This window comes from Streptomyces malaysiensis subsp. malaysiensis, assembly GCF_040653035.1.
In the GTDB taxonomy this organism is placed as follows: Bacteria; Actinomycetota; Actinomycetes; order Streptomycetales; family Streptomycetaceae; genus Streptomyces; species Streptomyces malaysiensis.
In genome coordinates, this window is sequence record NZ_JBEZNG010000015.1 from 152,328 (window position 1) to 164,989 (window position 12,662).

A 12,662-nucleotide genomic window follows, 5' to 3' on the forward strand; every position below is an offset into this window, starting at 1 on the left:
GTTCCGGAATATGGGCGGAACTGTCGCTTACGGTTGAACGGCATTGCTAAGCTCCCTGCCGCGTTGAATCGACCGTCGTCGGCTTGCGCAACGGGGGCTCTGAGCCGGAAATTCCGGTTAATAACCGCTGGTAAACCCTTCCGAGTGATGGAGCAATTCACTCGAAGGAGTGACGGACGTATATCCATCTTTTCAATCTCCGCTGGTCGCGGTTTTGCGACCGGGAGCGGGTTCGTCTGTTTCCTCGGTTCCGTCGACCCGTCCGGCCCGCCGGTTCGGGGGTCCCCACGGGTGTCCCGCGCTGTTGCGGCGCTTCAGCAGGATGTGTCCGGCCCGACCAGTGGAGGCTTCCTTACATGACCGCTCCCGGCCCGACCGCGGAGAAGGTGACCGCTCAGCAGCCGCCGTGGCCCGACCCGGACCGGCTCGACAAGATCCGGCACGCCCTCGGGGAGCGTCCACCGCTGATCCCCCCCGAGGAGACCGGGGAGCTGGCCCGTCGGCTGGCCGCGGTGCAGCGCGGCGAGGCGGTCGTCCTCCAGGGCGGGGACTGCGCCGAGCTGTTCGCCGACGCCACCCCGCCGGTGGTGCGGCGCAAGCTGGGGCAGCTGCGCGAGCTCTCCGCGGCGATCCGCACCGGTCTCGGGCTGCCGGTGGTGACGATGGGCCGTATCGCCGGCCAGTACGCCAAGCCCAGATCGGCGCCGTACGAATGGCTCGCCGACGGGACCCGGCTACCCGTCTACCGGGGAGACGCGGTCAACGGCGCCGCCGCCGACCCGGACGCCCGGATCCCCGATCCGGACCGGCTGCTCACCGCCTACGACCGCGCGGCCGACGTGCTGTCCACGATGCGAAACGAACAGACGGCGCACGACCCGGCCGAGCGGATCTTCGCCTCCCATGAACTGCTGCTGCTCCCCTATGAGTCACCCCTGATCCGCCCCGCCGACGGCGGCCGCTACGCCTCCTCCCTCCACTTCGGCTGGATCGGCGAGCGGACCAGGGACCCCCAGGGCCCGCACATCCGGCTGGCCGCCTCGATCCGCAACCCGGTCGGCGTCAAGGCCGGGCCGTCGGCGACCCCCGCGGACCTCGTGGAGCTGGTCCGGCTGCTCAACCCCGGGCGCCGCCCCGGCCGGCTGACCTTCATCGTGCGGATGGGCGCGGACCGGATCGACTGGCTGCTGCCGCCGCTGGTCGAGGCGGTCGCGGAGACCGGGATCCCGGTGGTCTGGCTGAGCGATCCCCTGCACGGCAACACGATCCGCTCCGGAAGCGGCCACAAGACCAGATCCCTGCGGGCGATCCTCGACGAGGTCGCCGCGTTCCACCGGATCTTGCGGGACCGCGGCCAGTGGCCCGGCGGGCTGCACCTGGAGATGACACCGGAGCCGGTCACCGAGTGCGTCGCACGGGCCGCGGACGCCGGGACCGCCGCGTTCCCCCGGTTCCGCTCTCCCTGCGACCCCCGGCTGAACCCCGAGCAGGCCGCCGAAACGGTCCACGCGTTCACCTCCATGCTCCGCGCCGGGTGAACCGTGCCGGTCATCCAGAGTTCTTGAAGGTACGAGGTTTCGATGCGCACGCTGCTGGTAGACAACTACGACTCGTTCACCTACAACCTGTTCCACTACCTGGCCGAGGTCAACGGCGAGGAACCCGAGGTGATCCGGCACGACGACCCCGGCTGGAAGCCCGAGATGCTGCGGGACTTCGACAATGTCGTCATCTCTCCCGGACCCGGCAGCCCCGAGCGCGCGGCCGACTTCGGCGTCTGCCGCGACATCATCCTCGAAGGCGCCCTGCCGCTGCTCGGCGTCTGCCTGGGCCACCAGGGGGTGGGCCTGCTCAGCGGCGCCCGGGTGGTCCTGGCCCCGGAGCCGAGGCACGGCCGGCTGTCCCGGGTGACACACGACGGCACCGGACTCTTCACCGGACTGCCCGACCCCTTCGACGTCGTCCGCTACCACTCGCTCACCGTCACCGACCTGCCCGAGGAGCTACGGGCCACCGCATGGACCGAGGACGGGGTGCTGATGGGGATCGCCCACCGGGAACGGCCGCTGTGGGGCGTCCAGTTCCACCCCGAGTCCATCTGCACCGAGCACGGCCGGCTGCTGCTGGGCAACTTCGCCGACCTCACCCGGTCCTGGCGGACCGCCCATGGAGTGGAACCGGTACGGCGGCGCGGCCCGCGCTCCCCGCGCGGCGGCGCCGAGCCCACCGCCGCCCGGCGCGGCACCCCGCGCTCCCTGCGGGTGCTGGTGGAGTCCCTGCCCACCCGCTGGTCCGACGAGGTCGTCCACGACCGGCTCTTCCGCGCCGACCCCAACGCCTTCTGGCTGGACAGCAGCGCCGTCGGGGGCGAGCGCGGACGGTTCTCGATGATGGGGGACGCCTCGGGGCCGCTGGCCCGGGTCGCCACCGCCGACACCTGGGCGGGCACGGTCACCGTCACCGCGGGCGGCTCCCGTGAGGTGCTGCACGAGGAGTTCCTGTCCTGGCTGGAGCGCGATCTGCGCGGCGCCCGGGTCGAACTCCCCCCGCTGCCCTTCGACTTCGCCCTCGGCTGGACCGGATACCTCGGCTATGAGCTCAAGGCCGAATGCGGCGGTGAGCGCACCCACCGCTCCTCGGAGCCCGACGCCGCGATGATCTTCGCGGACCGAGCGGTGGTGTTCGACCACGAGACCTCGACCACCTACCTCCTCGCCCTCGCCGAGGACGGCGTGGCCGGTGGCGGTGAGGAGCAGGCCCGGGAGTGGCTGCGCGAGACCGCCGGGAGGCTGGCCGAACTGGCCGGTCAGGAGCCCCGCCACCCCGCCCCGCTCGCCACCGGCTCCGCGGAGGTGCGGCTGCGCCATGACCGCGAGCGCTATCTGGAGATGATCGACACCTGCCAGGAGCTGATCACCGCGGGGGAGACCTATGAGGTGTGCCTGACGAACATGGCCGAGGCGGACGGGCCGGTGGACCCATGGGCCGGGTACCAGTATCTGCGGCGGCTCAGCCCCGCGCCATTCGCCGCCCTGCTCCGCTTCGGCCCGCTGTCCGTGCTGAGCACCTCGCCCGAGCGCTTTCTGCGGGTCTTCCGGGACGGCACCGTGGAGTCCCAGCCGATCAAGGGCACCCGGCCGCGCGGCAGCTCCCCGGCCGAGGACGAACTGCTCCGCGTCGACCTGGCGACCAGCGAGAAGGACCGCTCCGAGAACCTCATGATCGTCGATCTGGTGCGCAACGACCTCGGCCGCACCGCGGAGATCGGCTCGGTGCGGGTGCCCAAGATCTTCGACGTGGAGACCTACGCGACGGTGCATCAGCTGGTCAGCACCGTGCGCGCCACCTTGCGGCCGACCGGTTCCGCGGTCGAGAGCGTACGCGCCGCCTTCCCCGGCGGATCGATGACCGGCGCGCCCAAGATCCGCACCATGCAGATCATCGACGACCTGGAGGCGGGGCCACGCGGGGTCTACTCGGGTGCCATCGGCTACTTCTCGCTGTCCGGGGCGTGCGATCTGAGCATCGTGATCCGCACCCTGGTGGTGACCCCGGACCGGGTCAGATACGGGGTGGGCGGGGCGATCGTGGCGCTGTCCGACCCGGACGAGGAATTCGAGGAGACGGCCGTGAAGGCGACGCCACTGCTGCGGCTGCTGGGCGCGGAGTTCCCCGGCCGCGTGGGCACACAGTTCCCCGACCGGGTGGGCCCGGAGACGGCGGCCGCCCACTGAGCGGCCGCGGAGCACGGCCACTCAGCGGACCAGCGCCCCGAAGGGGCGCGGGGAACTGCGCGACCAGCCACGATGGCGCCGCGGACGCTCGACGGCAGCTCAGGGCACTGCCGGTGGAGCGCTCAACTCGTGCGCCGGGCACCTCTAAGCGCTTGCTCACCCTCCGTGTAGGGTATCCGCCATGGACGCGGAGCCGAAGAACACCGGGGGCAAGATCGAGCCCTGGGGCGATATCACCCCCGACGCCGCACGGCGGCTGGTGAACGCCGCCGTGCACGCCTTCGCGGAGCGCGGCTACCACGCCACCACCACCCGGGACATCGCCGGCCGCGCCGGAATGAGCCCGGCCGCCCTCTACATCCACTACAAGACCAAGGAAGAGCTGCTCTACCAGATCAGCAAGGTCGGCCATGAGCGGGCCCTGAGCATCGTGGAGCGGGCGCGGGACAGCGAGGGCACGCCCGCCGAGCGGCTCGCCGACGCCGTCCGGTCCTTCGTCCGCTGGCACGCCGAGCACCATATGACCGCGCGCGTGGTGCAGTACGAGCTCGGCGCGCTCGCCGAGGAGCACCACGCCGAGGTCATCGCGGTCCGCAAGGCCACCGACGGGGCGGTGCGCTCGATCATCGAGGACGGGGTGAAGGCGGGCGCCTTCGACGTCCCGGACGTCCGTGGCGCCACGGTCGCGGTGCTGTCGCTGTGCATCGACGTCGCCCGCTGGTTCAACGCCCAGGGGCGCAGCACCCCCGACGAGGTCGGCGATCTCTACGCGGGGCTGGTGCTGCGCATGGTGGGGGCGGGCGGTCAGGACCGGCCGTAGACCGGCCGAGCAGGACCGGCCGAGCAGGACCGGCCATAACGGGGGAAGCGCCGCCGTCGGCCTCGGCAGGCGCCGCCGTCACACGTGGAAGCGGACGACGGACTCCGCCACACACACCGGCTTCTCGCCGCCCTCGCGCTCCACGGTCACCGTCAGCGTCATCTGAAGGCCGTCCTTGACCTCGGCCACCTCCAGGATCCGCCCCGTGGCGCGCAGCCGGGAGCCGACCGGGACGGGGGAGGGGAAACGGACCTTGTTCACCCCGTAGTTGATGCCCATCCGCACGCCCTCGACCCGCAGCAGCTGCGGGGTGAACGACGGCAGCAGGGACAGCGTCAGATAGCCGTGCGCGATCGTGGTGCCGAACGGCCCGGCGGCCGCCTTCTCGGGGTCCACATGGATCCACTGGTGGTCGCCGGTCGCGTCGGCGAACAGATCGATGCGCTTCTGGTCGATCTCCAGCCAGTCGCTGGGGCCGAGTTCCTCGCCGACCGCGGACCGCAGTTCATCGGGCGAGGTGAAGATCCTGGGCTCTGCCATGCGTGCCTCCCGGGCAACCACTCACTAAGCGACTGCTCAGCATGCTTGGCTGGCCTGGGCCCTGTCAACGCGGCCCGCGCCGGCGCGGCGTACGGGCGGTCAAGGGACTCCGGGATTCGCCAGATTCCGGGATTCAGCGGATTCCGCGATCAAGGGGATCCCGGGGTCAAGGGGATCCCGGGGTCAAGAGGATTTCCGGGATGGAAGGGCTTCCGGCGCGCTCGCCGGCCACCGGTGCTCAGGACTCCGGCGAGCGCGCTCCCGGCCAGGGGCGGCCGGGCGTCATACGGTGGCGTACCGGCTCATCCGGATCGAGCGCCGGGCCGCCGCCAGGGCCTCGGTGGTCAGCAGCGGCAGCGGCACCACGATGCCGCAGTCCGCGCAGACCGGCCCGGCCGACGGATAGCGGTCCAGGTCCTCGCGCCAGACCAGGCCCCGCTGCGCGCATACCGGGCAGGCCGACCCCGGACCGGACTCCATGGCCGCGATCAGCCGGCGCAGCACGTCGGCGAGGCGGTCGTCGGGATGGGTCGAGGGGCTCTCGCAGGGAATGATGTCGCATCCGCCCCAGGTGCGCAGATGCCAGTCGTCGACGGTGCTCGGCTGGCGAATGCCGAGAAGTTTCTCCTGCCTGCGCCGGGCGGCGAAGTCCGCCTCGTACGCGAGCCACAGCGTGCGGGCCTCCTCGAGCTCCTCAAGGGCCGTGAGCAGTCGTAGGGGGTCCGGCCTGCGATCCTCCGGGGTGATCCCGGAGCGGGTGCACAGATGGTGCCAGGTCGCCCGGTGCCCGTACGGCGCGAACCGTTCCAGGCATTTGCGCAGCGATGTGCGCCGGGCCGTGATGTGTCTGTGTGGATTGCGTACTTCTCGTGCCAGTGCTCTGAAACCGGCCACTTTCTACCACCTCCGCGATTGCGGACCCGACTCGTTGTCGAATGGACGTAACGCAGCGCGATCCGGATCCATCGAATTCCCTGGATCTTCCTTGGCAGTCCTCATCGGGCCTGTCCGTCACAGAAGTTGACGTCCGCTCATCTTCCGGGCCGGTAATACCGCCGGTAACCTCCGTCCGACGGCAATCGGGAGGAGCGCAGATGCGACGACGTACCCCCAGGCCCATCAGAACCCGCAAGCTCACCAGTACCGTGCTCGCCGCGGCCGCCGCGCTCGGGCTCGGGGTCGCCCTCGCGGCCCCGGTGCCGCAGCCGGCCCGGGCGCAGCCGGCCGCGGCGGCCGCCACCGACTACTGCCGGGGCCAGTGCTCCGACATCCTCCCGCCGGGCGCGACCGGCAACGCCACCCTCGCCGACATCCTCGCCAACCGGGTGCTGGGCACCCACCCCGAGCACAGCACCGACCAGCTCGGCCCGTACGGCGAGCTGGCGAGCGGCTACCCCACCCTCACCGACGACAAGCTGACCAGCTTCTTCAACGACTCCTCCTTCGGGGTCCCCGCCGACCAGGTCGCCTCGGTGACCAAACCGCGCGACGACGTCACGATCACCCGTGACAAGAAGACCGGCGTCCCGCACATCCAGGGCACCACCCGCGAGGGCACCGAGTACGGCGCCGGATACGCCGCCGCCCAGGACCGGCTGTGGCTGATGGACCTCTTCCGCCATGTGGGCCGCGGCGAGCTGACCTCCTTCGCCGGCGGCGCCCCCGCCAACCAGGGCCTGGAGCAGGACTTCTTCCGCCAGGCGCCGTACACCGAGGAGGACTACCAGGCGCAGATCGACTACATCCTCGCCCACGGCGGCGAACGCGGCCGCCAGGCGCTGGCCGACGCCCAGGCGTATGTCGACGGCATCAACGCCTACGCCAAGAAGGCCAAGGACGGCCGGTACTTCCCCGGTGAGTACGTGCTCACCGGCCATATCGACGCGATCACCAACGCCGGTGAGATCCAGCCGTTCAAGCTCACCGACCTGATCGCCCTCGCCTCCGTCGTCGGCGCCCTCTTCGGCAACGGCGGGGGCGGTGAGGTGGAGGGCGCGCTCTCGCTGCTCGCCGCCCAGCAGAAGTACGGCCTCACCGAGGGCGCCAAAGTGTGGGAGTCCTTCCGGGAGCGCAACGACCCGGAGGCGGTGCTGACCGTGCGCGACGGCAGCTTCCCCTACGCCGGCAAGCCCGCCGCGCCCGAGGGCACCGCCCTGCCGGACGCCGGCTCGGTCACCCCCGAACAGCTCGTCTACGACCGCGAGGGCGGGGCCGCCACCAAGGCCCGCACCGAGGTCGAGGCGCCCAAGTCATCGCTGGAGCCGCTGCGCGGGATCTACGACGACGGGGTGCTGCCGCGCGATCTGTTCAGCCGCAAGAAGGGCATGTCCAACGCGCTCGTCGTCTCCGGGAAGTACACCGCGAGCGGCCACCCGGTGGCCGTCTTCGGCCCGCAGACCGGCTACTTCGCCCCACAGCTGCTGATGCTCCAGGAGATCCAGGGCCCGGGGATCAGCGCCCGCGGCGCCTCCTTCGCGGGCGTGGGGATGTACATCCAGCTCGGCCGGGGCCAGGACTATGCCTGGAGTGCCACCACCTCGGCCCAGGACATCACCGACACCTACGCGGTCGAGCTGTGCTCCCCGGACGGCTCCACGCCGCCCAAGGACTCCACGTACTACCGCTACCGCGGCGCCTGTGTGCCGATGGACAAGCTGGAGCGGCGCAACGCCTGGAAGCCCACGCTCGCCGACTCCACCGCCGCCGGTTCGTACCGGATGCAGGTCTACCGCACCAAGTACGGGCTGGTCACCCACCGTGCGACGGTCGGCGGCAAACCGGTGGCCTATACGATGCTGCGCTCCACCTACCGCCATGAGGCCGACTCCATCATCGGCTTCCAGATGCTCAACGACCCGGGCTATGTGACCGACGCCAAGTCCTTCCAGAGCGCGGCGCAGAACATCAACTACACCTTCAACTGGTTCTACGCCGACTCCCGCCAGACCGGCTACTACAACAGCGGGCTCAACCCGGTGCGCGCCGCCGGTGTCGACCCCTCGCTGCCGGTCGGCGCCGAGCCCGCGTACGAGTGGCGGGACTTCGATCCCCAGGACAACACGGCCGCGGCCACCCCGCCCTCCGAACACCCCCAGTCCATCGACCAGGACTACTACATCAGCTGGAACAACAAGCTGGCCAAGGACTACAGCGCGGCGGGCTTCGGCAACGGCTCGGTGCACCGCGGCAACCTCCTCGACGACCGGGTGCGCGCCCTGGTCGGCAAGGGCGGGGTCACCCGCTCCGCGCTCACCCGGGCCATGGCCGAGGCCGCCGTGGCCGATCTGCGCGGCGAGGACGTGCTGCCGGAGCTGCTGAAGGTGGTGCGCTCGCAGCCCATCGACGATCCCCAGCTGGCCACCGCCGTACAGCGGCTGGACTCCTGGCAGTCGGCGGGCTCGCAGCGCCGTGAGACCAGCGCCGGCTCGCACACCTATGGGCATGCCGACGCGGTACGGATCATGGACGCCTGGTGGCCGCTTCTGGTCGAGGCCGAGTTCAAACCCGGTCTCGGCGACGGCCTCTACGACGCCCTGCGCGCCAATCTGGCCGTCGACGAAGCGCCCTCGGCCGGGCACGGCCCCACCGGCTCGCACGCCGGGTCCTCGTTCCAATACGGCTGGTGGTCCTATGTCGACAAGGATCTGCGCACCGTGCTCGGCGAGGACGTCAAGGGCCCGCTGGCCCGGCCGTACTGCGGCGGCGGACAGCTGAGCGCCTGCCGCGACGCCCTGCTGACGAGCCTGAAGACGGCCGTCGGCAAGAGCGCCGCCCAGGTCTACCCCGGTGACGACAACTGCTCCGCGGGCGACCAGTGGTGCGCCGACACCATCATCCACCGGCCGGTCGGCGGACTGACCCACAACAAGATCAGCTGGCAGAACCGGCCCACCTTCCAGCAGGTCGTGGAGTTCCCGGCCCACCGCTGAGGCCACAGGGGGCGGGACCTCGCATCCGGCGAGGCCCCGCCCCGGCCGTCACCCGTGTCCGATCCGGCCCGCGCGCAGCACCACCCGGGCCAGCTCCTCATGGCAGATGTCGCTGTGCGCCCCGGCCGGCGGCACCCCGTGCCGTACGACCTCCGAGACATCGACGTTCACACAGCCCGTGGCCGGGAACGGGCCGTCCAGCGCCTCGGCCAGGTCCAGCCGCCGGCAGTCCGCCACCGCCTGGACGCCGTCGTACCCGATCGCCCCCCACCGGGCGTCGCCCGGCAGCGGGGAGGCGGCGTCCCCCGACACCCGCGCCGCCACCGGGTACAGCAGCCCGAGCGCGGTGTCATGGCGGGAGTGGCAGGACACCACGGGCCCGCGCACCCGGTGCGGGGCCGACCGCAGCGCCCCGCCGCGGTCCGTCGCATGCGGCAGCCGCTCGGCGAACGCGTGGTGCGAGAAGGCCCCCTGGAGCAGGGTCATCGACTCCACGGTGGCGCCCTCCGGCAGCCCGGCCAGCGCGTACGACACCAGCCGGCCGCCGAAGCCATGGCCGATCAGATGGAGCCGGGGGGCGGGCCCAAGGCCCGCGAGGGCGCCGAGCACCGGTCCGAGACCCTCCCGCCCGACCGTGCCGGCGCGCCGCTTCATCACGTAGTACGTCGACTGGCGCAGCAGCTCGTGGGCCCCGTCCCAGAGCCAGCCGATCCCACCGTCGGCGACGGCGCGGTCCTCGGTGTCGGTCTTTCCGCGCGCCTCGGTGAGCGCGGCGGCGAACTGCTCACAGACCTCCGTCACATCCTCCTCGAACATCGCCGGTACGCCGTCCGCGTCCGTGTCCGCCGCGTCCCCGGCCGGGCCGAAGTCCCCGCGGAACCGCACCAGCCCGCGCACCAGCACCGCGAACTCGTCCAGCGCCACGAGCCGTTCGGGCCGCTCGGCCAGCAGCTCGGCCAGCCGCGCCACGATCTGCTGCCGCCCGGGGAAGGCCACGTCCAGCGCCTGGTGGGTGTCGGAGTCCAGCCCCGGCGGCGTGCCGGGTGCCGGCTCCCGGGGTAACCCCGCGAGGGACTCGTCGGCGAACCGCATCGACGGCCACACCACCCCCACATAGCCGAGGCGTGCCGGGCCCGCCTCGCCGAGCAGCTCGGGGAAGGGCGCGAAGAAGCGGTCGTAGAACCGTGTGGCCATGGCCCGGGTGTTGTTCCAGCCGTGCGAGAACACCAGCAGATCGGTGAGATCCCGCTGTGCGGCCTGCTCCAGCAGCCGGTCCCGCTGCCGGATGTCGACGTCCCCGCAGGCGTCGAATCTCAGCTCCCAGTACGGCCTTACGCTCATCCCCGTCATCGCTGCTTCCCCCTTGCATCGTCCGATGTGCGTGCATCGTCCCAACTGCCCTGACCGCTGGCCATACGACACGCGTACGGTCGCCGTCGGACAATGGGCCAGCCGTTCGACTTACCCGGAATGGGACGGGTGGAACCTGGAATGCGGGACTCCGTTGCCTTCCGGCGATAGGGAATTCCCGAATATCCATCTGAAGAATATCGCCGCTGTTCTCTGGATCAGTTCCCCGGAAGGGGCTGCACTATGCTGCGGAAGGAAACGTCATTGGGGTGCCGAATACTCTTCGAGCGGAAGGCCGGAATGCCCTTAAAGGATCGATGGCAGTACCCGACGGCGCTGCTGGACACCACGATGGACCAGCTCAGGACGTTGCTCGCGGTCCATGAGGCGGGCACCGCACTGGGCGCCGCCCGGCTGCTGGGGAGGGAGCAGTCCAGTGTGCAGAAACAACTGGACACACTGAACCGGAACTTCGGCACGCTGTGCGGTGAGCCGCTGGTGGTCAAACGGGGACGCAGTCAGAATGTGCTCTTCACCGCGACCGGGGAGTCGCTCGCCGGACTCGCCCGCGGCACCCTGGAGGACTGGCGGGAGGGGCTGTACGACTGCCGCCGCCGGCTGGGCAGCCGGCTCTGCGTCGGCTCCACCCGTTACATCCTCGGCTTTCTGCTGAATGCCGTGGAGTTGGTCACCGCGGAATTCGACCGCCGGGGTGTCGAGCTCAAGGTCGAGCATGTGCGCACCCGCGATCTGCTGGAGCGGCTCGACGCCAAGGAGCTCGACCTTGTCTGCGGCAGTGTGCTCACCACGGCGGGCCACGACAGCCGGCTCGACGGCTTCGAGGTGATGGAGTGGCGGCGCAGCGGGCTGTCCCTGGTCACCAACCTCGACGCCGAGGAGCTGCCCGGCCCCTCGGTCCCGGTGAGCGAGCTGCCCCGGCTGCCGCTCGCGGTCTCGGCCGACGGTCTCATACCCGGCTTTCTGCGCGGCTGGTTCGGCGCCCGCTACCGCCAGGAGCTGCATATCGCCGCCGAGATCGACACCGTGAGCTATGGCCTGGAGCTGCTCTCCTCCGGGGTGCTGAGCGGCTGTGTGCTGGTCACCGAGGGCATCGGCGACGCGGTGGCCGACGGGCGGATCCGGGCCGGTGCCGGGCTGCGCACCCTGGAGCTGACCGATGGCATAGGGCCGGAGCTGGAAGTGCTGATCGGGGTGTTCGTACGGGCCGGTGAGCGCACCGCGCAGGACTCCGGTCATCCGCTCAACGTGCTGTGGGGCGCGCTCGCCGCGGAGAACGCGCGGTGGCGCAGCGTCATGCGCAAGGAGCGCCCCGGCCGGTAACCCGCCGGCCGTCTGCCGGGAGGCCGATGTGCCTCTTCCGTTTACACATACCGACTGGTTAGTCTGCTGCCGCAGATGCCGATCAGAGCCGATCCGAGGAGCGTTGCGATCGTGGGTACCGTGCGTGGGGCGCGTGTAGTGGTCACCGGAGCGGGCGGTGGCATCGGCGCCGCACTCGCCCGGCGCTTCGCCGCCGAGGGCGCCCGGGTCGTGGTCAACGACCTCGACGCCGCCAAGGCCGCCTCCGTCGCCGGGGAGATCGGCGCGACTCCCGTCCCCGGTGACGCCTCCGGTATCGTGCCCGCGGCCCGCGAGGCGCTCGGCGGCACCATCGACATCTTCTGCGCCAACGCGGGCGTCGGCCACGACGGCGGCCCCGAGGCCGACGACAAGCTGTGGCAGCAGTCCTGGGACGTCAATGTGATGGCCCATGTGCGGGCCGCCCGGGAGCTGCTGCCCGAGTGGCTGGAGCGCGGCAGCGGCCGCTTCGTGGCCACCGTCTCCGCCGCCGGGATGCTCACCATGATCGGCTCGGCGCCGTACGCGGTCTCCAAGCATGCCGCGCTCGCCTTCGCCGAATGGCTTTCGGCCACCTACCGCCACCGCGGTATCGGCGTCCACGCCGTCTGCCCGCAGGGGGTGCGCACCGACATGCTCACCGACGCCGGGACCGCCGGGGAACTGGTGCTCGCGCCCACCGCGATCGAGCCCGAAGAGGTCGCCGACGCCGTTCTCGCGGGCATCGAGGAGGAGCGCTTCCTGATCCTTCCGCACCCCGAGGTGGCCCGCCACTACGCGGCCCGCGCCGGTGACACCGACCGCTGGCTGGGCGGTATCAACAAGCTCCAGCGCAAGCTCGAAAAGCTCGAGGCGGCATCCGGGACCTCCCCCGGGACCTCATCCGGGAACTCCGCCGCGGCCTCGGGCTGATCCGCGGCCCCGTCCCTG

Annotated in this window: 9 protein-coding genes; 6 read left to right on the top strand and 3 right to left on the bottom strand. The window is 71.2% G+C overall.

All coding sequences use genetic code 11. From position 1 onward, the window contains the following. Positions 1–356: 356 nt before the first annotated feature. The 3 genes from AB0E24_RS27360 (at position 357) to AB0E24_RS27370 (ending at position 4,554) form a co-directional block, all read left to right on the top strand. On the top strand, positions 357–1,538 hold the full coding sequence (locus tag AB0E24_RS27360) for a 3-deoxy-7-phosphoheptulonate synthase (RefSeq protein WP_359380850.1): 1,182 nt from the start codon (positions 357–359) through the stop codon (positions 1,536–1,538). A gap of 42 nt (positions 1,539–1,580) precedes the next feature. Beyond that, a complete protein-coding gene (gene pabB / locus AB0E24_RS27365; RefSeq protein WP_359380852.1) occupies positions 1,581–3,734 on the top strand; it encodes an aminodeoxychorismate synthase component I in 2,154 nt (717 codons plus the stop codon). A gap of 181 nt (positions 3,735–3,915) precedes the next feature. Then, on the top strand, positions 3,916–4,554 hold the full coding sequence (locus AB0E24_RS27370; RefSeq protein ID WP_093702439.1) for a TetR/AcrR family transcriptional regulator: 639 nt from the start codon (positions 3,916–3,918) through the stop codon (positions 4,552–4,554). A gap of 78 nt (positions 4,555–4,632) precedes the next feature. On the opposite strand, the gene AB0E24_RS27375 is transcribed toward AB0E24_RS27370, so the two are convergent. Both AB0E24_RS27375 and AB0E24_RS27380 read right to left on the bottom strand, forming a co-directional pair. Then, positions 4,633–5,094: a MaoC family dehydratase gene (locus AB0E24_RS27375; RefSeq protein WP_079257071.1), complete on the bottom strand. Its 462-nt coding sequence runs from the start codon at positions 5,092–5,094 to the stop codon at positions 4,633–4,635. 282 nt (positions 5,095–5,376) lie between these two features. Further along, entirely contained in the window at positions 5,377–5,988 is a 612-nt protein-coding gene (locus AB0E24_RS27380) for a hypothetical protein (RefSeq protein WP_069868956.1), read from the bottom strand. Positions 5,989–6,188: 200 nt separating this feature from the next. Here AB0E24_RS27380 and AB0E24_RS27385 point away from each other — a divergent pair, with 200 nt between their 5' ends. Continuing rightward, on the top strand, positions 6,189–9,023 hold the full coding sequence (locus AB0E24_RS27385) for a penicillin acylase family protein (protein ID WP_359380858.1): 2,835 nt from the start codon (positions 6,189–6,191) through the stop codon (positions 9,021–9,023). A 48-nt stretch (positions 9,024–9,071) separates the two neighbouring features. On the opposite strand, the gene AB0E24_RS27390 is transcribed toward AB0E24_RS27385, so the two are convergent. Further along, positions 9,072–10,373: a serine-threonine protein kinase gene (locus AB0E24_RS27390; protein ID WP_359380860.1), complete on the bottom strand. Its 1,302-nt coding sequence runs from the start codon at positions 10,371–10,373 to the stop codon at positions 9,072–9,074. A 300-nt stretch (positions 10,374–10,673) separates the two neighbouring features. Between AB0E24_RS27390 and AB0E24_RS27395 the strand changes: the two genes are divergently transcribed. Next, positions 10,674–11,714, top strand: a complete 1,041-nt coding sequence (locus tag AB0E24_RS27395; protein WP_232639191.1) for a LysR family transcriptional regulator — start codon at positions 10,674–10,676, stop codon at positions 11,712–11,714. A gap of 111 nt (positions 11,715–11,825) precedes the next feature. Next, positions 11,826–12,644: an SDR family oxidoreductase gene (locus tag AB0E24_RS27400; RefSeq protein ID WP_100807700.1), complete on the top strand. Its 819-nt coding sequence runs from the start codon at positions 11,826–11,828 to the stop codon at positions 12,642–12,644. Positions 12,645–12,662 lie beyond the last annotated feature (18 nt).

What these genes read in the sequence shown, in the direction of transcription:
- AB0E24_RS27360 (WP_359380850.1), top strand. Translation starts at nt 357, where the DNA reads ATGACCGCTCCCGGCCCGACCGCGGAGAAGGTGACCGCTCAGCAGCCG.
- pabB (WP_359380852.1), top strand. Translation starts at nt 1,581, where the DNA reads ATGCGCACGCTGCTGGTAGACAACTACGACTCGTTCACCTACAACCTG.
- AB0E24_RS27370 (WP_093702439.1), top strand. Translation starts at nt 3,916, where the DNA reads ATGGACGCGGAGCCGAAGAACACCGGGGGCAAGATCGAGCCCTGGGGC.
- AB0E24_RS27375 (WP_079257071.1), bottom strand. Translation starts at nt 5,094, where the DNA reads ATGGCAGAGCCCAGGATCTTCACCTCGCCCGATGAACTGCGGTCCGCG.
- AB0E24_RS27385 (WP_359380858.1), top strand. Translation starts at nt 6,189, where the DNA reads ATGCGACGACGTACCCCCAGGCCCATCAGAACCCGCAAGCTCACCAGT.
- AB0E24_RS27390 (WP_359380860.1), bottom strand. Translation starts at nt 10,373, where the DNA reads ATGACGGGGATGAGCGTAAGGCCGTACTGGGAGCTGAGATTCGACGCC.
- AB0E24_RS27395 (WP_232639191.1), top strand. Translation starts at nt 10,674, where the DNA reads ATGCCCTTAAAGGATCGATGGCAGTACCCGACGGCGCTGCTGGACACC.